Origin of the sequence: Pedobacter sp. Bi126 (genome assembly GCF_918698245.1) — a bacterium.
Lineage (GTDB): Bacteria > Bacteroidota > Bacteroidia > Sphingobacteriales > Sphingobacteriaceae > Pedobacter.
In genome coordinates, this window is sequence record NZ_CAKKMS010000006.1 from 237,534 (window position 1) to 261,316 (window position 23,783).

The following is a 23,783-nucleotide window of genomic DNA, read 5'->3' on the forward strand; positions in this document are numbered from 1 at the left end:
TAATGAAATACAGCTTTTTAACCCTAATAACAGCCGGAGTAATCTTATTTGCCAGCTGCCAATCTAAATCTCAAACAGAAAATTCTGCCGCTAAAGATTCTACTGCACAAAACAGCGAAGCTGCAGCAAGCACCGGAACGCCAGTTGACGTTTCGAAAATAAAGGTTGCCGATGCCAAAACCATTTTAGCCCGGAAACAGGTACCTATTTTATGTTATCACCAGGTAAGAAACTGGAAACCAACCGATGGAAAAGTAGGTAAAGATTATATTGTAGAAATCCAGAATTTTAAAGACCAGATGAAAATGCTGGCCGATAGTGGCTACCATACCATTTTACCCGATCAGCTTTATGCCTACCTGAACACTGGTGCTGCCCTACCGAGCAAACCCATTATGCTAACTTTTGATGATACTGACCTGGATCAGTTTACCATTGTGCGCCCTACTTTAGATAAACTGGGTTATAAAGCTGTTTATTTCATCATGACCGTTTCGATCGGCAAAAAAGGCAAATTTGTAGATTACATGAGCAAAGAGCAGATTAAACAACTTGCTGACGAAGGAAATGTGATCGGTAGCCACACTTACGATCATAAAAACTTTAAAAAATATGCAGGTAAAGATTGGGAAGAGCAATTAGATAAACCAACCAAAAAACTGGAAGAAATTACAGGTAAAAAGATGACAGAATTTGCCTATCCTTTTGGTTTATGGAATGCAGAAGGCATTCCTGAGCTTAAAAAACGTGGCTTTAGAATGGCTTATCAATTATCAACCAAACGCGATGAAAAAGACCCATTGTTTACCATCCGCAGGATTATAGCCAGTGGTTACTGGTCGCCTAAAACATTAAGCAATAGCATTAAAAATAGCTTTTAAGTAAAATAACCCCGGCAAAAGCCGGGGACTTTCTTTTTAACGAGTTACTCCACAACATGAAAAAAATTGCAATATTTGTTTTATTGTTCTTTCAGATCATTAAGCTCCATGCACAAACACCACACTTGAGCGGAAAAGTAGAAGTTGTAATGGCTACAGGCCAAATTACCTGCGATTTTGTACTTAACAACATCCCCAACCTGGCAAAAGACTATCAGATTGTGTTAAATAAGGGCTTTAACATTAAGGCGATAAAAGATTCTGCAAATCAAACCCTAAAATATTCTGGCTTTTATGGTGGTGCCATGCGTGGTGAGGGTTTAACTTACGTTCCGTTATATAAAGACAGTACACTGGTAAATCCTGGTAAACTACATATTACCTATACAGGAGCATTCCCAATTTATACGGATACACTGAACTTTATAGATTTTAAGGGATTGATTGCTTTTAATGGCAAAACCGTACGGGCTGCTGATCAATCTAAGTGGTATCCTATTATTTACGACATCAAAAACGACAAGCTGATTGAACAGATGACCTTCGATATCCAGGTAACAGTTAAGGATGCTAAGATGATTTTTGTAAACGGCGACCTGCCTAAACCGGGCCCAATTGCCAGATTTAAATCGAATATCCCCATTGCGCCGATGCTTTTTGCCGGAGATTATAATGTACAAAAAACCAATGGTGCGCTATTTTTAAACACGCAAATGAATGATAAGCAGTTGAATGTTTTTGAACAGAATATTGCTGAAATGAAAGCCTATTATTATAAGGTTTTAAAAATCCCATACGAAACAAAAAATGTATTTATTGAGCATGCGCCGGTAGAAAAATTTAACAAAGGCAGAAGCTGGGGTTTTGTGGCTTTTCCAACCATTGCTTTTGCAGGCATTAAACTGGGCGATATGATTGATGAGGAACAACATAAACTTAAAAACCAGAACGATTACCCATTTATCGCACATGAAATTGGCCATTATTATTTCGGCAACGTATTACAACCCAACTCTACTTTGTTCTGGTTCTTTTTAGAATCTACTGCAGAGTATTTATCGGTAAAAGCAAGCGAAGAAAAATTCGGAAAAGCTTTCGGCACTAAATATTTTCAGGACAGGGCTAAACAACTGAAAGATTTTAAAGCCAAACCTTTAAATGCCATTAAAGAAATTAATGAGATCTCAGGTACCTACCGCTACACTTACGGTCCGTTTCTGCTCCGTGGCCTGGAGCAAATGATTGGTGAGCAACGTATATTTAAATTCTTAAACACCTGCTTAACTGCTAAAAATGAATTAACTGATTATAACTTCTTCAGAAAAAATGCTTTAAAATCGGGCATTACTCAAAAAGAATGGGATGCTTATGAAAAAGAGTTTATCCTTTCCGAAAACGCCGTTTCTTTGATTAAATAAATTAAAAACTTTGAATAAACATTTAAAATCCGCTACTCACATCCTTTTATCAATTTTATTTTTAGGATCATTTTCGTTGGCTTGTTCGAGCAATAAACCAAAAGAAAAAATTGTTGCAACCAGCACGATCAAAGAGATTAATATCGATTCGGCCAATACCAAACCTGCAGATAACAAAACCATTCTGGCCCGCAGAGAGGTGCCCATTCTGTGTTACCACCAGATTAGAAACAACATTGCCAGTGACAGTAAAAGAGCGCACGACGATATTATTGCCCCTGACAAATTTAAAGGCCACATGAAAATGCTGGCCGATAGTGGTTATCATTCTATTCTACCCGATCAGCTATACAATTATCTGGTTTATGGTGCCAAGTTGCCCGAAAAACCAATCATGATTACTTTCGATGATACGGATGAAGATCAATTTACCATTGGGAATACAACATTGAAAAAATACGGCTTTAAAGGCGTTTATTTTATTATGACGGTATCGATCGGCAGAAAAGGACGGATCAACTACATGACTAAAGAACAGATTAAACAGTTATCTGACGAAGGGAATACGATTGCCAGCCATACCTATGATCATAAAAACTTTGCGCAGTTTACCGACGAGGACTGGACAACCCAAATTGATGCACCAACTAAAAAACTGGAAGAGATTACGGGTAAAAAAGTAGCGTATTTCGCCTATCCTTACGGTGTTTTCAAAGCTTCAACCTTACACAAGCTAAAAGAACATGGCTTTAAAGCGGCATTTATACTTTCAACAGCACGGGATGAAAACTATCCACTTTACACCATCAGGCGAATAATTGATCCTGGAAGATATACCGCGAAAAATTTATATTACAGCATCAACAAGAGTTTTAATAAAACAAAATCATAGCAAAAAGGTTTAAAATATAGTGTGTTTAAATGTTGAAAGGTTAAGCACAACGTTTCAACATCCGAACTTTACAGCATTAAAACTTTATACCCTCCCTATGAAATATTATTTGCATTGTTTCCTTTTCGGATTACTCATTATATCTGCCTGTAACAACCCTAAAAATGGAGCCAATACCGCTGAAACTACAAGTGATAGTACGGCGAATGCAAAAACCGAACTTGCAGAAAGTTTTTACAAGCGGTTGGAAGGTACTATTGCAGGCAAAAAAGTAGTGATGCACTTGCAAAAGGTTGATGATGATGTAAGTGGTACTTATTACTATGATGGCTCGTGGCTTAACCTATCAACGGACACTTTAATCGGGAAAGATAGCATTATCCTCGCTGAATATAGTTTTTATGAATCATACTTCACACAGGATTTTAAATCGCCCCATTTAGCTTTAAAATGGAATGGAAGTGGCTTTAATGGCAATTGGGAAAGTGGCGATAAGACCAAAAAATACCCGATAGCTTTAACAGAAAAATATCCTGAGGGCAGTTATCCGTTCAGCGCCGGGATTTACAAAGACTCGGTTAAAGCATTTGCCAATCAGCCAAAATCGCCTGCGGCTGAAATCAGTTTTGAATACCTGGAAAGCAAAAATGATGATGAGTACGGCAATTGGTTAAACTCGGAACTTAAAAAAATTTCAGGGCTAAAGCCAAATATCGACCGCTCCATTGGCTTTAAAAACATAGCCACCGCTTATTTTAAAGATTATAAGATGCAGGTTGCCGAGCAACAAAAAAATGGCCACGACAATGATTTTCAGGCATGGATGAACTACACCAATAACAGCCAGCAATCTATCAATTACAATGATAATGGTTATGTAGTAATCGATTTCCTTGCTGACGCTTATACTGGTGGTGCACATGGCAATTACAGCAGCGTAATGTTTTGTTTAGATGTGAAAAACAAAAAACAAATGGTGCTTAGCGATATCATCAAAATAGATTCGAATACCTTACAAAGTATTTTAGAACGCAATCTTCGTAAAGAATATAACATTAAAGCCAAAGATGCACTTAGCACCGTACTATTTGATGACTTTATTAAACCGAACAAAAATTTTTATTTCAATGCGAATGGGATTGCTTTTATGTACAACCCCTATGAAGTAGCAAGTTATGCACAAGGGCAAATTGTAGTGTTTATTCCTTATTCGGATTTAAAGACTTATTTGGTACCGGCTTTTGCCCAAAGAATGAGTATTAAGTAGTTCTCCAGTTTACAATTGACAGTTCCTCAGATTTCAGTTGATTATTGGTTAATTGATTAACTGAAAACCGCCAACCGAAAACTTACGATCTGTGTTTATCATCTTAAATCAGCGGGAATAACTATAAATTGTCCCCGCAGATTACACAGATTACGCAGACTTTTAACTCAACTACCTGCTGCAAATTGTAAACTGCCAAACTGAAAACTTTATAATATCTCTTTTACGATATATTCTTTACCATTAAAATTAAAGCTTTCATTTATTGCTTTTCCGATCAAAAACCTTCCGATTGGCGAAGCCTGCGATACGGCAAAGAATTTTTGTCCATCGGTATTAAGTTCACCAGCGCTGATGCTGATATAAAAATTACCTTCTGAGGTTAAAACCAAACTTCCGTTTTTAACCAGGCGATCTGATTCTACATTTTCGATCTGTTGTAATGCAATTTTCTGTTGTCCGGCTTCGTACAGTAATTTACTGTTGCGGTCCATCTCCTGCTGCATCATTTCGCGCGTAGTTTCGTATTTATCGCCTGCACTACTTTTTGTATCATCGTTCGAAGCTTGCCTGGCTTGTTGCAGAGAATATTCAATATTTTCTATCCTATTTTGAATGAAAGTTAAGCAAAGCTGATAAAGTTTAGATTTTAATGCAGACATATAATAATGGGTAATAGAAAATGTAAACGGATGATATTAAATGGAAGACAGCCTATTTCCTTAAGGCAAAGGCTTGTTTTAAAATAGATTCGATTTTCTTTTTGGGGATATCTTCGAGGTGGTTGATCAATAAAATTTTCATTCTGGCTCTTTTCTCTTGCAGCAAATCTTCGTGTTCAATTTTATTTCCGTCAACCAAACCGATGTAAGGCTGATGGAGCTTTTTGTGTGTCCAAAGATAGCAGAACATTTTTCCTTTATGGTAATAAAAAGGCATTCCATACTTCCAATGCTCTGTAATATCAGCATAGCCCATTAAAAGCGACCTTAAATATTGAAGGCAACTTTTAATCGGTTCATCTTTTTGCTCGAAATAGTTATCAAGAGGATTTAACATACATTAAATAATGTGAATTTTTAGAAAGATCGTCATTTCGATCCCGAAAATTCGGGAAGAAATCTTTTAAAGTTAACCTATTGGTACTTTTGTTTAAAGATCTCTCCTCCTAAGGAGTTCCTTTGGAACATTCCGCTAAGCTCCAGTCGAGATGACGAAGACGCTTGACTAACCAATAGCCCGAAGTCTTTTGTCCTTAGTTTGAAGTCAATTAACCGATTAACAGTACCTACTAATGAACCATTGACTAATGAACCAATGAACTACCCCTCTATCCACCTCACTTTTTCTTCTATCGAAGTCCGGTTTGGCGCCCAGGGTTTTTCGTTGTGATAGCCCATGTAAAATAAGCCAATGCACTTTTCATTTTCACCCAGACTTAAGAAATCACCTAAATCATCAATTAAAGGTGGAGAGCTCCAATAGGCGCCTACCTGCAGGCTTTCGGCAGTTAAAGCCATATTTTGAACAGCACACGAAACGGCCGCCAGCTCTTCCCACTCCGGTATTTTACCACTCACCTGCATATTGATGGCAATGATGCAATCGGCCTGACTTGTTTTTTCGGCAAAGCTGTCGTATTTTTTCTGTAAAAACTGTTGCGGACTAACCAATTCCTTATATAATTTACCCAGTTCTTCTCCAAGTTTCGTTAATCCCGCTTTTCTGATCACGACAAAACGCCAGGGTTGGGTTAATTTGTGTGTTGGTGCATAATTGGCTGTTTCTAAAATCTGGTTGATTACTTCAACCGGAATTTCTTTTTTTATATAGCTTGCAGGGAAAATACTGCGACGTTCTTTTATAACTTTTGAAACAATATCATATGTTGTACTCATTTGGTAAAAATAGCTAAAAGCTGAAAGACTAAAGCTGAAAGAGAGAGAGAAATTCGACCTCTAATAAAAGATTTGACGCTATGCTAACTGAAAACCTCAAACTGTTAACTGCGAGCTGCCAACTGCTTCCTGATCTGTTTAACTTTCGCAAAAAAGCCAATACTTTCTTTGTCTACCAGGAAATCCATCGTCTGCAAAAGTTCTTCTCTTATCCAATTGTGTTTGGTATTTAAATTGGCCAAAATATTTAAACAATGTGACTTTACGGCTACAGGAATCTTCTCATCAATTAACCAGGCAAAAACAACTTCTACCAAATGATCGGTATCATAACCGGCAAGAATCTTCTTAATTTCTGGAGCGGCATTTTTCTTCGTCATAAAGGCCAGGATTTTAACATAATGCCTCAGTGCAGATAAATTGTTTTGTTGCGGAAATTTCTCCAAAAAATAAAGCGCATAGGGCAGAAATCTTTGCTGATGATTAGTAAATACATTTTCTAAGATCCATGCGGCCCTGAAACCGATCTGATCGTCATGGTAAAAACTTAAATCAATCAGATCTTTCACTGAAAAGGTATCTTCTGAGGCAATTGCGGCTAACTTTTTTACTTTACTTTTCTGAAGGGTTGTTTTTATGGTTTCGAGCAAGAGATCTTTTTGCATAAAACGAAAATATATTTTTTATTAGACAAAATCTCACATTTTTTTGAAACCAGAGAGGTTAGCAAACTAATTTGGGCGTTACCCAAGCTGCGCAAGGGTCGGGCTTTTTCAGGGCTCCGCTTCGCTACGGTACCGATGAAGGATCGCCACTGAACCCTTACAGTCCCTAACGCAAAACTCACTGCCTAAAAATAAATCGAGTTAATAAACCTCGTAGGTTAGGTTAAGAGACAATTGTTTTTAAGCTATAGTGTTAAGCCATTGACCAAAAAGCTTCTCCCCTTCGTAAAATAAACCCGGTAGTAGCGAACACGGAGTGCAACGTAGTAAAGCGGATAACGGGACTGTATGGGTCACAAAGTATCAGGCCCTTCATTTTCAAATTTTCGACCCCAGCCTTTCTACCCTCCCCTCCCGCCTTCAACTTTTTTTTCAGATATTAATCCCAAACCTTTCCTTCTTCTGCCTTTTTACCCTCAACCTTTTTGCGTATCTTTGCGGCTTATTTCAATTATAGCATGATTTCAGTTTCTAATTTATCGTTACGATACGGCAAACGCACATTATTTGAAGATGTTAACCTAAAATTTACCCAGGGCAACTGCTATGGCGTAATTGGGGCTAACGGCGCAGGTAAATCTACTTTTCTAAAAATTTTATCGGGAGAAGTTAACCAAACTTCTGGTAGTGTGGCTTTTACTCCAGGCGAAAGAATGGCGGTTTTAAAACAAAACCACTACGAATTTGATGAGTTTTCGGTATTAGAAACCGTAATGATTGGCCATAAGGAACTTTATGCCATCATGAAAGAGAAAGATGCCATTTATATGAAAGAAGATTTTTCGGAGAAAGATGGCGAACGTGCCGGAGAGCTTGAAAATCTTTTTGCCGAAATGGATGGCTGGAATATGGAAAGCAATGCTGCAACCATGTTGAGCAATTTGGGCATTACCGAAGATAACCACTATAAATTACTAAAAGAGCTAGACAATACGCAGAAAGTACGTGTGTTATTGGCACAGGCCTTATTTGGGAATCCCGATATTTTATTACTGGATGAGCCTACCAACGATTTGGATATCGAAACCATTGCCTGGTTAGAAAACTTTTTGGCCGATTACCAGAATATTGTATTGGTTGTATCGCACGACAGGCACTTTTTAGATGCAGTATGTACGCATATTGTAGATATCGATTTCGCTAAAATGAGCATTTACACCGGTAACTATACCTTCTGGTACGAATCTAGTCAGCTGGCATTAAAACAGCGTAGCGATCAGAACAAAAAAATGGAAGATAAGGTGAAAGAGCTACAGGAATTTATCCGCAGGTTTAGCGCAAATGCATCTAAATCAAAGCAGGCAACTTCTCGTAAGAAGGCTTTAGATAAGATTGATATCACCGAAATTAAAGCATCGAGCAGAAAATACCCAGCCATTATCTTCAATAATACTGGCCGTGAGGCTGGTGACCAGATTTTACAGGTAGAAAACCTGGGCAAAAATGGAAACGATGGTGTTTTGTTCGACAAAATTACTTTCATGGTAAATAAAGGTGATAAAATTGCTGTATTATCTCAGAATAGTTTAGCTACAGCAGCATTTTATGATGTGTTAACGGGCAGAGATACAGACCATAGAGGAGAATTTAAATGGGGTGTAACCATTAGCACTGCAGATATTCCTAACGACAACTCCGAGTATTTTGCCGGTAAAGATGAAAACCTGGTAGATTGGTTACGTGAGTACTCTGGTACCGATGCGGATGAGCAATTTGTACGCAGCTTTTTAGGCCGTATGTTATTCTCGGGCGAAGAGGTACTTAAAAACGTAAAAGTGCTTTCAGGGGGCGAAAAAATGCGTTGTATGTTCTCGAGGATGATGTTACAACAAGCCAACCTGTTAATGTTTGATGAGCCAACCAATCACCTGGATCTGGAATCTATTGAGGCACTGAACAATGGTATGAAAGATTTTAAAGGTGCAATATTATTTACCTCACGAGATCACCAGTTAACCGAAACAGTGGCTAACCGCATTATTGAAATTACGCCAAAAGGCACTATTGATAAGTTAATGACTTACGATGAATATATCAACAGCAGCGATGTTGCGAAACTAAGAGAAGAAATGTATTCTTAATTCTTCAATTAAAATATTGATTTAAAAGCCACATGCACTACATGTGGCTTTTTCTTTATAATAAATTGTATCTGTTGTAGCGTTTTCATCTCATTAATCGTTTTACAAGAAAAAAGCGTTAATGGCCATTAACCAATTTTGTTCAAAAAATTGATTTAAAACATTAAAATGAAAACGAATTTGAAAAATTTTAGCACTACAAAAATTATACTCTCTCTCTTAGCGATAGCTTTAACCATTACGGCTTGTAAAAAAGATTTTAATAACGACCCTATCGAAGCGGCCGGTATTGGCTTTGTTCATGCATCACCTGGAACAGGCGCGCTGGATTTTATCTTGGATAACCAAAAAATAAATAGCTTTACCTACACTAAAGATTTAGGATACTATGCCGCATATCCAGGAACAAGATTGGTGGGTGTTGCTAAAAAAGACTCTTTAAAATATTTAACCACAGCTCAAGCCATATTAAAAGAAGGATCATTCTATTCGGTTTTCGTAGTAGATACTTTAAAATCAACAAAACTTTTAATTCTTGAGGATGATTTAAAAGCACCTGAAACGGACAAGGCTAAAGTTCGTTTTGTAAACTTAAGTCCGGGTTCTGCCCCATTTGATTTAGCTATTGCAGGTACAGATGCACCTTTATTTACTGCAAAAGCATTTAAAGAGTTCACCACTTTCAGCAATATTGCACCGAACGACAGCTATACTTTCCAATTAAAGCAAAGCGGAACAGTTAAAGTGAGCTTACCGGCCGTTAAAATCGAAAAAGGTAAAATTTATACCATCTGGGCTAAAGGCTTATCGAGCAAAACCGATAGTACTGGAGTTGGCTTATCAGTGATGACAAATAAATAAAAATATTTCACTCTACCTGTGAAAACGAAAATTGACCCCACTCAAAAAGTTGGGTGGGGTTATTTTTCTTAAATTTGCAATAATTAATCATGATAAACCTTTAATAAATAGTCCTTTACAGGGGTGATAAAAAAAATACTCAGTTTTGAGGAAATTTTAAAAGGCTGTGTAAAAAACGACAATAGCTGTAAAGAAATGATGTATAAATCATTTTATGGCTATTTAATGGGCATTATTTTAAGGTATACAAAGAACCCTTCCGACAGTGAAGAGCTTGTAAATGATAGTTTTATCAAGATTTTTAAGCATGTTGGCGGTTTCAAAGCACCAAAAAATCCGGAAGAATTACAGCGATCGTTTAAAGGCTGGATTGCCCAGATTGCTTCGCGGACGGCAATAGACAAGATACGAAGTTCGAAAGTTCAGTTTTATGTTGATGATTTAGCTGAAAGTGAACATCCGGTTACCCAGGTTTCGGTCGCTTCGGAACTACACGTTAATGATATTTTGAATTTACTAAATCACTTACCAGATACGCAGAGACTGGTATTTAACTTATATGAAATTGAGGGCTTTGCCCACGATGAAATTTCGAAGATGTTAAACATTCCTGAAAGTTCCAGTCGTGTTTACCTTACACGTTCTAAGAGTAAGTTACGTACCCTTTACCTAAATACCATGGTTAATTCATACGAAAAAAATGGATAAGGAATTAATTGAGCATATTACCGCGCAACTCCAAAACCATGAGGAAACATACCCTGATGGTGCTTGGGAGCGCTTTTCGGAGAAAAAAAATAAGAGACGAGGCATCGCTTTTTGGCCTTTGTGGGCTGCTGCTGCCTTAATTTTGGTCTTAGGAGGTGTATTTTTTGCGCAAAACAATATAGATCAGAAAAAAGATATTGCAATAACTAAACCTAAAGCTCAGCAAAATGCTACAGCCGATCGGAAATCAAATAACAATATTAAAACTAAAATCGATTCTACTTCATTAAATAACGATACAAGCCCTATAAATAAGCTGGCGGCCAATCGTCCAGCCAAAATTACAGGAAGCACAAAACCATTATTAACAGAGCAGACCGGTTATTCGCTTATTAATACATCAGCGCAATTGGCTCCTGTAAACAATAACCTTTTAGATAACAAGCTTGCGGGTGCTAATCTTTCAAACCTGAAAACAAAACAGTTTGATATTTTAACGGAAAAGAAAAAACCTCAACCCATTGCGCAAACAAGTTTTGAAAAACTGCTTGCCCAGGATAGCTATGCGAATCAACAAAAATCGCCATCAAAAACAAGCGAAAATTCTAAATGGCAGCCTGATGTGTATATTGCGCCAGCAATGGGTAACGATAATAAAGTAACCATGAACTATGGCTTTTCTTTATCTTATGCTATTGCCAATAAATTATCAATAAGTTCTGGCGTTTCGTATGCTTCTATTAGCACTACCGAATCGTTAAATGCTTCTGCACCACAAACCTTATCAGGCAAAAACCTCGAGTCGGTTGATGCTAAAGTGCGTGGAATTAACGTTCCTTTAGAATTAAAATACAACATAAGTGATAAACTGTACACCAATATAGGGGTTTCTGCACTGGCTGTTTTAAAAAACTCACAACAGAACAACTATATTGTAAACCAGGTACAGAATTTTTCTTTGACAACAGCAAATGGTTATGCCGATTCGAAGACATTGATTGTGAAAGAAAAAACTACTGAGCCACAGCCCGAAGCCAATATAGATCCTGATAAATACATCGGATTCTACAATTTTTCTTTAGGTTATAAACAAAAGATATCCAAAAAGAACAATATTGCCATCGAGCCTTTTTTAAGGTTGCCGATGAAAACTTTCTCTAAAGAAAACCTTAACCTCACCAATGGCGGACTGCGTTTGAAGATTGATTTTTAGAAAAAAAACTAAGATATTTAGTATATTTGGTTAAATACCTAATATGAAGAATATCAAGCCATATCCTACTGAAGAGGAGCAACCTCCGATTAAAACCCTTAACGAGGTCGATTTTTCTGCAACTTACAGTTATGCAGATTATATGCGCTTCGAATTTGAAGAGCGCTTAGAACTTATCAAAGGGTACATTTTCAAGATGAGCCCTGCTCCTTCGCGAATTCACCAAGGTATTTTAGCCAACATTTTTGTCCCCATATACAATATACTCAAAGGGAAACCGTGTCATGTTTACTGCGCCCCTTTTGATGTACGTTTAGCTAAGAAAACTCAAGATGACAAAGAAGTTTTCACCGTAGTGCAACCCGATATTGCTGTAATCTGCGACCAATCTAAACTGGATAAACGTGGATGTATTGGCGCACCAGATATTGTTGTCGAAATTTTATCACCAGGTAATAATAAAAAGGAATTGATCAACAAATATGAGGTTTATGAGGAAGCAGGTGTTAAAGAATACTGGATTGTAAGTCCTTCTGAAAAAACATTTTTCAGATATATCCTTGATGGCAAAGGCAAGTTTCAGCCAACAAAACTACTCACCGAAGGCGAAGAGGTAACTACAACGATCATACCAGGCTTTAAGCTTGTTCTTGAAGAGGTATTTAAAGACTAGGATAAATTCTATGAAAAATATTAAACCATATCCTACTGAAGAGGAGCAACCTCCAATTAAAACCCTTAATGAGGTCGATTTTTCTGCAACTTACAGTTATGCAGATTATATGCGCTTCGAATTTGAAGAGCGCTTAGAAATTATCAAAGGTTACATTTTCAAGATGAGCCCTGCTCCTTCCAGGATTCATCAAAAAATATCGGGAAGAATTTCCAACCCCCTCTATAATGCATTAAATGGTAAAAAATGTGAAGTATATACCGCTCCTTTTGATGTTCGTTTAGCTAAGAAAACTCAAGATGATAAAGAGGTTTTCACCGTAGTGCAACCGGATATCGTGGTAGTTTGCGATCAGACTAAGCTTGATAGACGCGGATGTATTGGCGCACCAGATATTGTTGTCGAGATTTTATCGCCTGGCAATAATAAAAAAGAGCTGATCAATAAATATGAAGTTTATGAAGAAGCAGGTGTTAAAGAATACTGGATTGTAAGTCCTTCTGAAAAAACATTTTTCAGATATATCCTTGATGATAATGGCAAGTTTCAACCAACAAAACTGCTCACTGAGGGTGAAGAGGTAACTACAACGATCATACCAGGTTTTAAACTCATTTTAGATGAGGTTTTTCAAGATTAAACATGGATATTAACGAAAGAAGTCAAGTTTTATAGCAACTTTGCCATTTAAAACTTGACTTCTTTGAAATCTTTTATATATAACTAGTGACCTGAATGACCGTCAGCTCCGTGAGCATGACCATGAGCCAATTCATCTTGAGTAGCTTCACGTACATTTAAAATCACACCGCTAAACACTAAATTTTTACCAGCCATTGGGTGGTTTAAATCTACTGAAATGGTTTCGTCGTGAACAGCAGTAACACCTGCTCTAAACTGATTACCATTGTTATCTTGTAAAGGAATCACATCGCCTACATTTGGTAATTCGCCACCAGCTTCAGTAAACATGGTTTTTGGAAGATCGGCGAAAGCACCTGGATCGATATCACCGTAACCATCTGCTGCAGATAGCTCGAAGCCATATTCATCACCAGTTTTTAAACCAGTTAAATGTTCTTCAAATTTAGGCAACATCATGCCAACGCCATATAAAAATACTAAAGGATTTTGTTCGTCAGCTTTTTCTACAAAAACTTGTTGTCCTTCTTCGTTAGTAGTATGCAATTCGTAAGTTAACGCTACTACAGAGTTTGGTGAAATATTCATTTAAATTAATTTATTGTAAATACTCTAATGCGTCCTCAACAGTGTTAACCGGCAACTGGCATACTTTATTTCGGCAAATATAAACTTTTGTTTCATTGCTTTGCTTACCTTTTAACAGCGGCAGGTTACTTTTTGTTCCGCCCAATGTAATTTTGTTCGGAATATAATGTCCGCTTAATGCCAACTTAATACTATCGGTTTCTAAACCGGTAATGGCAATTTCGTTTATACCGTAAATTTCATTTAATAGTTGAATAGCCCAGTTTGAGTAGGCAGAGCCGTAACTTTTGATCTTCGGCTGAACCGCAGCAAGCATTTCTGCCGCTTTTTCGGAGTATTGTTCAATATCGAAAAGCAAACCCAACTTTTTTAAATTCTGCGCCATTGTAGAATTTGAAGCGGGAATCACATTATCCATTACTTCGTGTTTACGGGCAATTAAATCTTCACTTTCAGCTGAGGTATAAAAGAACATCGGCGAATCTGTATCCGTAAAATTAGCAATTACATAATCGGTCAATGATTTTGCCTCTTCTAACCATTTTTCATCAAAATCAGCTTCGTATAAGGCAATCAGTGCTTCAATAAAAAAGGCATAATCATCTAAGAAGCCCGTAATAGAAGCCTTTCCGTTTTTATAATTACGGTATAAGCCACCATTTTCTGATTTTAAGTGGCTTAGGATAAAACTGGCCGCAGCTGATGCTTTTTCGTAATATAGCTCATGACTCAGTACCTCTGCGGCATCAGCCAAAGCTTTAATCATCATACCATTCCAGGCGGTTAAACACTTATCATCCAAGCCTGGTCGGATTCTTTTGCTACGCACAGCCATTAATTTTGTTTTGGCTGAATTTACTTTGTCATAAAGCTGTTCTGCATCAACATCAAATTTTGCAAGCAGATCGTCATCGCTGATGGTTTTGCGCAAAATATTGGTTTGCTCTTCTTCCCAGTTACCTTCTTCGGTAATGTTGTAGTAAGCGCCGATTAATTTGGCATCTTTTCCTAAAACCTGATCGAATTCTGCTTTATCCCAGATGTAAAACTTGCCTTCTACCCCTTCGCTATCTGCATCTAAGGCCGAATAAAACAATCCATCTGCTGAAGTCATCTCTTCAAAAACCCAATTTATGGTTTCAACTACTGTTTGTTTAAACGAATAGAACTTGGTGCACTGATAAGCTTCAGCGTATAAACTGATGAGTTGAGCATTATCGTAAAGCATTTTTTCGAAATGCGGAACATGCCATTTATCATCAACGGAATAACGGGCGAAACCTCCGCCAATCTGGTCATAAATACCGCCTCTGCTCATTTCTTCGAGCGTATGGCAAACCGCTGTAAAAACAGATTCATCATCTTTTAAAAAGGCATACCGCAATAAAAACACCCAATTATTGGGTAAAGGAAATTTTGGAGCGCGGTTATATCCCCCGTAACCGATATCGAAATGGCGTTTCCAGGGTTCAATGATTTCGGTTAGGTGTTCGTTTGTATATTCTTCTTTTTCGGGCGCTGGGATTATCTTTTCGCTGTCTTTAATGCCCGAGGTTAACCGCTCTGCATATTGGATAGCCTTATCGGGTTCATTTGTCCAAAGTGTGGCAACATTTTCCAGAATATTGATCCAATCGTTTTTCCTGAAATAGGTTCCGCCATAAATTGGACGCTGATCTGGCAAACAGATACAGTTTAAAGGCCAGCCACCGCTTCCTGTCATGAGCTGGATGGCATACATATAAATCTGATCAATATCTGGGCGCTCCTCACGATCTACCTTAATGCAGATAAAATGACGGTTCATCACCTCGGCCACTTCATGATTCTCGAAACTTTCGCGTTCCATTACATGGCACCAATGACAGGCCGAATAGCCAATGCTCACCAAAATGAGTTTATTTTCCGTTTTTGCCTTTTCTAACGCTTCTGCGCCCCACTCATACCAATTGACAGGATTATGGGCATGCTGCAACAGATATGGAGATGAGGCGTGGATTAGGTTATTGGTATCAGACATGGCAGCTAATGTAAAATGTAAGTGGGAAAAAGGAATTTTAATTTGAGGCGTAAATCTATTAATAATCTACAAACCTGTTTCGATTTAGTTTTTGTTTTTATACTTTAGTTGGAAATCTAGGCATACAACAAATGAAAATCACCCATACCGAAATATACCGCTTTAGCATCCCAATGGAACCTTTTGTTATTGCAACCGGAACCATGCATTTTGCCCAGAATGTATTAGTGAGGATTTTTACCGATACAGGCATTCATGGAATTGGAGAATGTTCTGCTTTCCCAATGATTGTGGGTGAAACGCAGGAAACCTGCATTGCGATGGCCAAAGACTTCGCCGCCATTTTAAAAGGGAAAGACCCCTTAGAAATTCCGGAGCGGATGAATGATTTATTGGGTTATGCCGATCATAACAATACCATTAAAAGTGCTTTCGATATGGCATTATTTGATATTGCGGCCAAAAATGCAAAATTACCATTGTATAAATTTCTTGGTGGAACCAAACGCACCATAGAAACTGATATGACCATTGGTATCGACACACCGGCGGGAATGGCAGTAACAGCGTTGAAATATAAAAGCCAAGGCTGCCGCATCCTAAAGATTAAACTGGGCAAAAAAGTACATGATGATATAGAAAGGGTAAAACATATCCGCGAAGCAGTAGGCGAAGATTTAATTTTACGACTGGATGCCAATCAAGGCTGGAGTTTTGATGACGCTTTATTTGCTTTAGGTGAGCTAGAAAAATACAATATTGAGTTTTGCGAACAACCTATGCGCACCTGGTATGATGATAAACTGCCTGAATTAAATGTAAATTCTCCGATTAAGCTCATGGCCGACGAAAGCTGTTACAACCATCACGATGCCCGTAAATTGATCAATAGCCAGTCTACAACTTATTTAAACATTAAATTTTCGAAATCCGGAGGCATTTTAGAAGCGCAAAAAATCCATGAGGAAGCCTTACAACGCGGCGTAAAATGTATGATTGGAAGTATGCTCGAAACCAGGATTGCTTTAAGCGCCAATTTACATTTTGCATTGGCCAGCCCAAATGTGGAGTTTTTTGATTTAGATACTGCCTTGCTGGGCCATTTGGTCGATCCTGTGGTTGGTGGCCTCACTTATAATGGATACTTCCTTGATGTGCCCGAAGAAATTGGCATTGGTGCTGAAGCTGATGAATTTTTCTTAGCGGAATGTGAAAGTTGGACTATTTAGTTCAGTTGTTCATTAGTCAATAGTTCATTGGTTTCTAGCGAGCCTACTAGTGTAGCCCATTGGCTTTCCAGTATGATGTAAATGACCTGGAACAACTATTTAAACTATTAAAGGATTGTAAAATCACATATAATAGATCCTGAAACAAGTTCAGGATGACGACGCACAAGTATATGACTAATGTACTGATGACCAGTGAACCAATGACTAATGAACTACCAACCTATCTAACGCTAAACTATCTCCATTAAAAGCATTGAAATCAACCACATGGCCGATGCCGTTAATTTTGGCTTTATCAGAGTGCTGCCAAAATTTCCAACGGCTTTTATCCATCCTTAGTTTTGGTTGATAATAATGGGCAATCCACAAGGGGTAATCATCAAAATGATCAACTAAATAATCTTCATAAAATTTAAGCCCGGTATAAACAATCGGCCTGACTTTGGTTTTCATTTCTACATAATTGAGAAAATCAGATAGTTCTGCCCTCATTTTCAAAGGAGAAACGCCATCCAGCGATTCAATATCCACAACTGGTGGTAAATCCCCTTTCTCGATTTTCACCACCTGTAAGAAAAATTTAGCCTGTGTTTTACCATCCTTTTTCGGTCTGAAAAAATGATATGCACCGCAAATAATTCCTGCTTTTGGGGCTTCGCGCCAATTGCGTTGAAAATAGGGATCGACCAACATTAATCCCTCTGTGGCTTTGATAAAGGCAAAACGGATACTAACCTCATCCTCTTTCATTTCCTTTACTTTTTGCCAGTTTATTTTGCCCTGATAGTAGGAAACATCGATACCATGAACGGTATATTTTTTAGGGATTTTAATATTAAAACTTTCGTAAGTCCTGTAATTTGGATCTTGCCCCCAATCTTTAACCCAGCGCCAGGTAGCCACAAAACTTCTTAAAACATAACCATAGTAAAATGGAGAGAGTAAAATCAACAATAAACCTGCAATAACCAGTTTAAGTTGAACGGAAATACCACCTTTCTTTTTTTTGGCTGTTGTGGATTTTCTTGCTACAGGTTTCTTAACGGCAGGTTTTCTGGCAACAGGGGTCTTGTTTAGTGGGGTTCTTTTCTCTGGCGGCATTTGATCGGTTTCCGGATGCAAATTTGTGAAAAATTATGGGATATTTTTTGCTCATCTTTTTTAATCTAACAAGCGGATATTGAATTCAGATGATTAATTAATATCTGGCTTTTGCTATTTTTACCCCATCTAAATACCACATGTTCAAACTTATTTTCAACACCTATAAAACATCATTCAGCGGATTAAGCAGAGAAACCTGGTTATTGAGCATTGTAATGATGTTTAACAGATGTGGAAGCATGGCTGTCCCATTTATGGGCTTGTATGTTACCCAAAGTTTACACCGCTCGGAAATGGACGCGGGTTTAATCATCACTTTATTTGGTGTGGGTTCGATTCTGGGTTCGGCAACAGGAGGAAAATTGACCGATATGATTGGTTTCCGCCCGGTGCAAATCCTTTCTTCGATAGTAGGTGGTTTACTTTTCATCCTCTTTTCTACCATTACTCACTTTTATAGTTTATGCATTTTAACTGTTGTCATCAGCTTTTTTTCTGAGGCATTCCGCCCTGCAAATTTCACGGCTGTTGCACACTATGCTGCAGAAGGCACTATAACAAGATCGTACTCTTTAAACAGACTCGCGGTAAACATCGGTTGGTCGGTAGGCATTAGTTTGGCAGGAATTATTGCTTCAATTAATTATAAGCTTTTGTTTATTGTTGAAGGTGGGGTAAGCATTATTGTTGGTTTATTAATCCTGTCGTTTTTACCGCAAGTGAAAGATTTTATTAAAAAGGCTAAAGAAAACGCCAGCAACATGGTCATTCTGAAACCATGGGAAGATACTTTTTTTGTAAAGTTCATTCTGCTTACCACTGTTTTTATTACCTGCGCTTTTTTAATGTTTAGGGTTGTTCCGGTATTTTTTAAGGAACAATGGCATATTGATGAGTTTCAAATCGGTATTATTATTGGCATAAACGGAGCAGTAATTGCGCTATTCGAAATGATCATGATCAACAAGATTGAAGCAAAAAGATCACCCATGTTTTTTATTATCGTTGGTGCGGTTCTATTTGCAGTTTCGTATATTATATTAAGTGCCCCGGTTAGTTTTCATATTGCTGCAGCAATACTTACCATTGTCGTTTTTACCTGCGGAGAGATGCTCACCTTACCTTTTATCAATACAATCGTAATTAGCAGAAGTAACGAACATAACAGGGGTTTATATGCAGCAGGTTATACCTTGAGCTGGTCGTGTGCTCAGGTTTTCGGCCCATATTTTGGCTTCTTGATCGCCAAAAATTTCGGTTATAACTGGCTTTGGATAGGGCTTGCGGCTATGCTTTTACTATGCACCTGGGGTTTTAATACACTTAATAAAAAGCAGGCAAAAAGTGTTTTGCTAAAAAGCGAAGCGCAGCTGGAAATTGAATAAAACCTCCAGCTGAACGGTAATTATTTTACTTTTTGGGCTTTTACACCTTCATTTGTAATTTTTACTGGAAGGATATTACCATCTGCATCAAACTTCATTTCGTCAATACAGGTAACTCGATGATTGCCATCAGTTTCGGTTAAGGGGCGACGGTGGTAAACAATATAATATTGTCCTTTTTTCTCATTAATAATTACAGAATGATGGCCTGCACCGGTAGCAATAGCAGCATCTTGCTTTAATATTTTGCCAATCCGCTTAAACGGACCGAATGGAGAATCGCCAACGGCATAAGCTACTGAGTAATCGGGACCAGTCCAGCCGCCTTCGCTCCACATGAAATAATATTTACCATTTCTGATGAACATATATGGCCCTTCTACATAATTATCAGGCGTAATTTCTTTAAAAGTTGTACCATCTTCAAATGGCAAAAAGCCGGTAAAATCTTTATTCAACTTTGCAATATTGCAGTGTTTCCAGCCACCATAAATTAAATAATACTGGCCGTCTTTATCTTTAAACACAAACTGATCAATAGGTTGCGCTCCATTATGGAATTTATCCACCAAAGGTTTCCCTAAATGGTCTTTATATGGTCCTTCAGGTTTATCGGCAACGGCTACGCCAATTCCACCCATTTCTTTATCGCTTTGAATATCGTTGGCACCAAAAAACAGGTAATACTTTTTGTCTTTTTGAACAATTGCTGGGGCCCACATGGCTTTATTGGCCCATTTTACAGCGGCAGTGTCCAGAATGTGCGGATGTTTTTTCCATTTCACCAAATCATCTGATGAAAAGGCATCTAAAAAAACCTGTTCTTTATACCTGGCCGAGTAAGTGGGATAAACCCAATACTTATTGTTAAAAATAGCAGCATCAGGGTCTGCATACCAACCTTGAAATATTGGATTTCCAGACTGGTTAATCGTTTTAGTATCTTGAGCTAAAGAAGTAAGTCCAGATAAAAGTAAAAGAGATGAGAATAGATATTTCATGGCAGCAATTTAGAAAAAAATAGCTATTAAAAAAATTTAGGTTATTCTATTGTCTTCGACTCCGCTCAGACTGACAATAGAAGTTAAATTCACTTAGTTGTTTTGGAAAGCAAAATCCCAAGCTAGTTGGTTAAACCTGCCCTGCCCTCCGTTTCAAATCCTCGGCCTCATGCTTTGGCCTGTGGGTTTTACACTACGGTCAGGTTTAGCTTGCAGGGCTACCATTACTATTCAGGGCTGCAGGACGCATAATAGCACATTGCATGAACAGGTTTGCTTCGAAGAACCGACAGCTGTTAAATAAACCCGACAGTAGCGGGCATCCCGATTTTTTCATCGGGATAAAGCGAATGGCGGGACTACAGCACCTATGAAAAACCAACCGTTCATTTACAAAGAATCAATATTCGCTCTCAAAAAAAATCCCTGCTTATATTAAATAGGCAGGGATGGTCTTCGACTCCGCTCAGACTGACAAATATAATATTGTTCAGCCTGAATGCGCGGTTAAGCTTATTTGCTCAGCTCTGCGAAATATTTATGGAATAACGGCAAAGTTTCTATTCCTTTATAATAATTGTAGATATCATATTTCTCATTTGGCGAGTGTAAAGCATCACTATCTAAACCGAAGCCAAAAAGCACCGATTTAATACCCAATGCATCTTCAAACAAGGCCACAATAGGGATACTGCCTCCGCCGCGTGTTGGAATAGCTTTTTTACCAAAACTATCTTCAATTGCTTTTTCGGCTGCCTGGTAAGCAATACTATCAGTTGGGGTTACTACTGGTTCGCCGCCATGATGAGGCGTAACTTTTACCTTTACATTTTTAGGCGCAATGCTTTCAAAGTGTTTGGTAAAAATCTCTGCAATTTCTTCTGAGCTCTGGTGTGGAACCAAACGCATAGAAATTTTCGCATTGGCTTTACTCGGCAATACCGTTTTTGCTCCCTCACCAATGTAACCGCTCCAAATTCCGTTCACTTCTAAAGTTGGGCGGGTACCCGTACGTTCAAGGGTTGTATAACCTTTCTCACCCCAAACTTCTTCGATATCTAAGTCCTTTTTGTATTCGGCTTCGTCATAAGGTGCAGAATTTAATGCTTTTTTCTCCTCATCTGTTAACTCAAGCACTTTATCATAAAAGGCAGGGATAGTGATGTGGTTATTTTCATCGTGTAATGAAGCGATCATTTTACAAAGGATAGTTGCAGGATTGGCTACTGCCCCACCGTAAACTCCAGAGTGTAAATCGCGGTTCGGACCAACTACTTCAACTTCCATGTAAGCTAAACCACGCAAACCCGTTTCGATTGATGGATGTTCCATGCTGATCATCGAAGTATCAGAAATTAAGACTACATCGGCTTTTAAACGCTCGGCATTCGCGTTTACAAAAATGCCCAGATTTGCAGAACCCACCTCCTCTTCACCTTCGATCATAAATTTAACATTGCAGGCCAAAGTATTGGTTTGCATCATCAGTTCGAATGCTTTTACGTGCATGTAAAACTGTCCTTTATCATCGCAAGCGCCGCGGGCATAAATTTTACCATCGCGTATTGTAGGCTCAAAAGGTGGTGTATGCCAAAGTTCCAATGGATCGGCCGGTTGAACATCGTAATGACCATATATTAAAACAGTGGGTAAAGAAGCATCTATAATTTTTTCGCCATAAACAATAGGATATCCTGCGGTTGGGCAAATTTCTACCTGATCTGCACCTGCATCTTTTAATTTCTGCGCAACATAATCAGCTGTTTTTAAAACATCGCCTTTGTATTTCGGATCAGCACTTACCGATGGAAAACGCAATAACTCAAACAACTCATCTAAAAAACGTTGTTTGTGCGTTTCTACATAATTTTTAATCTCTTGCATAACAAAATGAATTTGGACAAATATAGGCTTTACCAAATAAAAGGTACTTAAGCGGTTAATAAATTATCCCCATATCAGGGTAAAATTTTGCTTATAGCCAGAAGGTTAATGGGTTTAATTATTTTTTTTAAGATCCAAAATCACGTCTTTATTTTTTAAACTTAAAACGCGTCTTTTAACAAATACAAAAAAATGATTTAATGTTTGTAAAAAAATATAGCACAGCATTAATTATATTTACTTTTTTGTAAATTGCGCCAATAACAGATATCCTTAAATCCTGTACGAAAGAATTTTAACAATGAAGTTTAGCGCAAAAGTATTTCTATCTCTGCTGCTGCTTCTTGTTGTCCGCATTTCTTCCTTAGCTCAGGGGCCGCCCCCTACTAGAGTAAGTTGCCCGGAAGCAGCCCAATATTATTCGAAAGACAGTATAAATATTGTAACCTTTGGAGCCAGTACCGTAGAAGGTGTTAACGGTGTTGGTTTTCAAACCATGCTTCAGAATAATTTTATAAATTGTTATACGAATAAAATCGTGGATATTACCAATCATGGTATTGGTGGTCAGACTACCTTTCAGGGATTACTCAGAATTGATAATGCAATTGCCGATAGAACCGGCTTTATTGTAATTGATATGGGCATTAATGATGCTGTTGCAATGACTACTGGTAAAGGAAGTATAGCAGAAACCGTTGCTAATATGCGGGTATTGATTACGGCAAGCCTTAAACAGAAATTAGTTCCAATTTTGTGTACACTCCAGTTTGTTGATGATAGAACCATTAAAAGTTATGTGGCGGTAAATACCAACATCAGAAACCTTAATACAGCCTACAGAAAATTAGCTGCAGAATATAAAATATATTTAGCCGATATAAACGCGGCCATGAGGCGTGATTTTTCGCTTTATCAGGATCCCTTTCATCCAAATGCACGCGGCTACAGATTGGTAAGTTATGTAATTTTCGACGCCATCAATAAGGCAATTTTTGATAAATTCTTAAAATTTACTGTTTCTCAGAATTACCCTAATCCTGCAGCCATGCAAACCTTTATCGATGTGGTTTTACCCGAATCGGATAAACTTAACATTCAGATTTTTGATTTAATGGGCCGCTTGGTTAAAACAGTCGTAAATGAATACCTCAATACTGGAAAACACACCTTAGAAATCAACACCTCTACCTTTGTTCCCGGCATTTATTTCTTTAAAATCTCTTCCGATTCAGGTCAATATAATTCTGCAAAAAAGTTTATTGTAGCGAGGTAACAAAAGATTTAAATATTAGTCTATTTATAGATTA

General features: G+C 37.9%; 22 protein-coding genes. 13 read left to right on the forward strand and 9 right to left on the reverse strand.

Annotation, left to right across the window (positions count from 1 at the left end; genetic code table 11):
• Nucleotides 1-2 precede the first annotated feature (2 nt).
• The 4 genes from LQ201_RS21245 to LQ201_RS21260 all read left to right on the forward strand — a co-directional run bounded on the left by LQ201_RS21245 (nucleotide 3) and on the right by LQ201_RS21260 (nucleotide 4,458).
• Nucleotides 3-881, forward strand: coding sequence for a polysaccharide deacetylase family protein (locus LQ201_RS21245; RefSeq protein WP_230145182.1), 879 nt, complete (start codon nucleotides 3-5; stop codon nucleotides 879-881).
• Nucleotides 882-937: 56 nt separating this feature from the next.
• Nucleotides 938-2,299 carry a M1 family aminopeptidase gene (locus LQ201_RS21250; protein ID WP_230145181.1) on the forward strand — a complete coding sequence of 454 codons (1,362 nt, stop codon included), beginning with the start codon at nucleotides 938-940 and terminating at the stop codon, nucleotides 2,297-2,299.
• 10 nt (nucleotides 2,300-2,309) lie between these two features.
• Complete coding sequence (locus LQ201_RS21255; protein WP_230145180.1) at nucleotides 2,310-3,191, forward strand: polysaccharide deacetylase family protein; 882 nt, start codon at nucleotides 2,310-2,312, stop codon at nucleotides 3,189-3,191.
• Between the two features lie 97 nt (nucleotides 3,192-3,288).
• Entirely contained in the window at nucleotides 3,289-4,458 is a 1,170-nt protein-coding gene (locus tag LQ201_RS21260; protein ID WP_230145179.1) for a DUF3298 and DUF4163 domain-containing protein, read from the forward strand.
• A gap of 209 nt (nucleotides 4,459-4,667) precedes the next feature.
• Here the strand turns inward: LQ201_RS21260 and LQ201_RS21265 are convergent, their stop codons facing one another.
• The 4 genes from LQ201_RS21265 to LQ201_RS21280 form a co-directional block, all read right to left on the reverse strand.
• Complete coding sequence (locus LQ201_RS21265) at nucleotides 4,668-5,120, reverse strand: 3-oxoacyl-ACP synthase (RefSeq protein WP_230145178.1); 453 nt, start codon at nucleotides 5,118-5,120, stop codon at nucleotides 4,668-4,670.
• A 52-nt stretch (nucleotides 5,121-5,172) separates the two neighbouring features.
• Entirely contained in the window at nucleotides 5,173-5,517 is a 345-nt protein-coding gene (locus tag LQ201_RS21270) for a DUF1801 domain-containing protein (RefSeq protein ID WP_230145177.1), read from the reverse strand.
• A gap of 263 nt (nucleotides 5,518-5,780) precedes the next feature.
• Nucleotides 5,781-6,356, reverse strand: coding sequence for a nitroreductase (locus tag LQ201_RS21275; protein WP_230145176.1), 576 nt, complete (start codon nucleotides 6,354-6,356; stop codon nucleotides 5,781-5,783).
• A 104-nt stretch (nucleotides 6,357-6,460) separates the two neighbouring features.
• Nucleotides 6,461-7,021 (reverse strand): hypothetical protein, encoded by a 561-nt coding sequence (locus tag LQ201_RS21280; protein WP_230145175.1) that lies wholly within the window; start codon nucleotides 7,019-7,021, stop codon nucleotides 6,461-6,463.
• Nucleotides 7,022-7,539: 518 nt separating this feature from the next.
• Here LQ201_RS21280 and LQ201_RS21285 point away from each other — a divergent pair.
• The 6 genes from LQ201_RS21285 (at nucleotide 7,540) to LQ201_RS21310 (ending at nucleotide 13,257) form a co-directional block, all read left to right on the forward strand.
• Nucleotides 7,540-9,162 (forward strand): ABC-F family ATP-binding cassette domain-containing protein, encoded by a 1,623-nt coding sequence (locus LQ201_RS21285; RefSeq protein WP_057933412.1) that lies wholly within the window; start codon nucleotides 7,540-7,542, stop codon nucleotides 9,160-9,162.
• A 168-nt stretch (nucleotides 9,163-9,330) separates the two neighbouring features.
• Nucleotides 9,331-10,023: a DUF4397 domain-containing protein gene (locus LQ201_RS21290; protein ID WP_230145174.1), complete on the forward strand. Its 693-nt coding sequence runs from the start codon at nucleotides 9,331-9,333 to the stop codon at nucleotides 10,021-10,023.
• 123 nt (nucleotides 10,024-10,146) lie between these two features.
• Nucleotides 10,147-10,731: an RNA polymerase sigma factor gene (locus LQ201_RS21295; RefSeq protein ID WP_230145173.1), complete on the forward strand. Its 585-nt coding sequence runs from the start codon at nucleotides 10,147-10,149 to the stop codon at nucleotides 10,729-10,731.
• Nucleotides 10,724-11,944: a hypothetical protein gene (locus LQ201_RS21300; RefSeq protein ID WP_230145172.1), complete on the forward strand. Its 1,221-nt coding sequence runs from the start codon at nucleotides 10,724-10,726 to the stop codon at nucleotides 11,942-11,944. Before LQ201_RS21295 ends, LQ201_RS21300 begins: the two co-directional genes overlap by 8 nt.
• Nucleotides 11,945-11,987: 43 nt before the next feature.
• Nucleotides 11,988-12,617, forward strand: coding sequence for a Uma2 family endonuclease (locus tag LQ201_RS21305; protein WP_230145171.1), 630 nt, complete (start codon nucleotides 11,988-11,990; stop codon nucleotides 12,615-12,617).
• 10 nt (nucleotides 12,618-12,627) lie between these two features.
• A complete protein-coding gene (locus LQ201_RS21310) occupies nucleotides 12,628-13,257 on the forward strand; it encodes a Uma2 family endonuclease (RefSeq protein WP_230145170.1) in 630 nt (209 codons plus the stop codon).
• An 83-nt stretch (nucleotides 13,258-13,340) separates the two neighbouring features.
• Here the strand turns inward: LQ201_RS21310 and LQ201_RS21315 are convergent, their stop codons facing one another.
• Complete coding sequence (locus LQ201_RS21315; protein WP_057933416.1) at nucleotides 13,341-13,847, reverse strand: peptidylprolyl isomerase; 507 nt, start codon at nucleotides 13,845-13,847, stop codon at nucleotides 13,341-13,343.
• 10 nt (nucleotides 13,848-13,857) lie between these two features.
• Nucleotides 13,858-15,867 (reverse strand): thioredoxin domain-containing protein, encoded by a 2,010-nt coding sequence (locus LQ201_RS21320; RefSeq protein WP_230145169.1) that lies wholly within the window; start codon nucleotides 15,865-15,867, stop codon nucleotides 13,858-13,860.
• Between the two features lie 131 nt (nucleotides 15,868-15,998).
• Between LQ201_RS21320 and LQ201_RS21325 the strand changes: the two genes are divergently transcribed.
• Complete coding sequence (locus tag LQ201_RS21325) at nucleotides 15,999-17,096, forward strand: mandelate racemase/muconate lactonizing enzyme family protein (RefSeq protein ID WP_230145168.1); 1,098 nt, start codon at nucleotides 15,999-16,001, stop codon at nucleotides 17,094-17,096.
• Between the two features lie 207 nt (nucleotides 17,097-17,303).
• Here LQ201_RS21325 and LQ201_RS21330 read toward each other — a convergent pair whose 3' ends face one another.
• Complete coding sequence (locus LQ201_RS21330) at nucleotides 17,304-18,200, reverse strand: glycoside hydrolase family 25 protein (RefSeq protein ID WP_230145167.1); 897 nt, start codon at nucleotides 18,198-18,200, stop codon at nucleotides 17,304-17,306.
• Nucleotides 18,201-18,340: 140 nt separating this feature from the next.
• Here LQ201_RS21330 and LQ201_RS21335 point away from each other — a divergent pair, with 140 nt between their 5' ends.
• Nucleotides 18,341-19,588, forward strand: a complete 1,248-nt coding sequence (locus LQ201_RS21335; RefSeq protein WP_230145166.1) for an MFS transporter — start codon at nucleotides 18,341-18,343, stop codon at nucleotides 19,586-19,588.
• A 20-nt stretch (nucleotides 19,589-19,608) separates the two neighbouring features.
• On the opposite strand, the gene LQ201_RS21340 is transcribed toward LQ201_RS21335, so the two are convergent.
• Together LQ201_RS21340 and LQ201_RS21345 are read right to left on the reverse strand one after the other, a co-directional pair.
• Nucleotides 19,609-20,589 carry a glycoside hydrolase family 43 protein gene (locus LQ201_RS21340; RefSeq protein ID WP_230145165.1) on the reverse strand — a complete coding sequence of 327 codons (981 nt, stop codon included), beginning with the start codon at nucleotides 20,587-20,589 and terminating at the stop codon, nucleotides 19,609-19,611.
• A 513-nt stretch (nucleotides 20,590-21,102) separates the two neighbouring features.
• On the reverse strand, nucleotides 21,103-22,473 hold the full coding sequence (locus tag LQ201_RS21345) for a dipeptidase (RefSeq protein ID WP_230145164.1): 1,371 nt from the start codon (nucleotides 22,471-22,473) through the stop codon (nucleotides 21,103-21,105).
• A 301-nt stretch (nucleotides 22,474-22,774) separates the two neighbouring features.
• Between LQ201_RS21345 and LQ201_RS21350 the strand changes: the two genes are divergently transcribed.
• Nucleotides 22,775-23,749 (forward strand): SGNH/GDSL hydrolase family protein, encoded by a 975-nt coding sequence (locus tag LQ201_RS21350; RefSeq protein ID WP_230145163.1) that lies wholly within the window; start codon nucleotides 22,775-22,777, stop codon nucleotides 23,747-23,749.
• The last annotated feature ends 34 nt before the right edge of the window (nucleotides 23,750-23,783 follow it).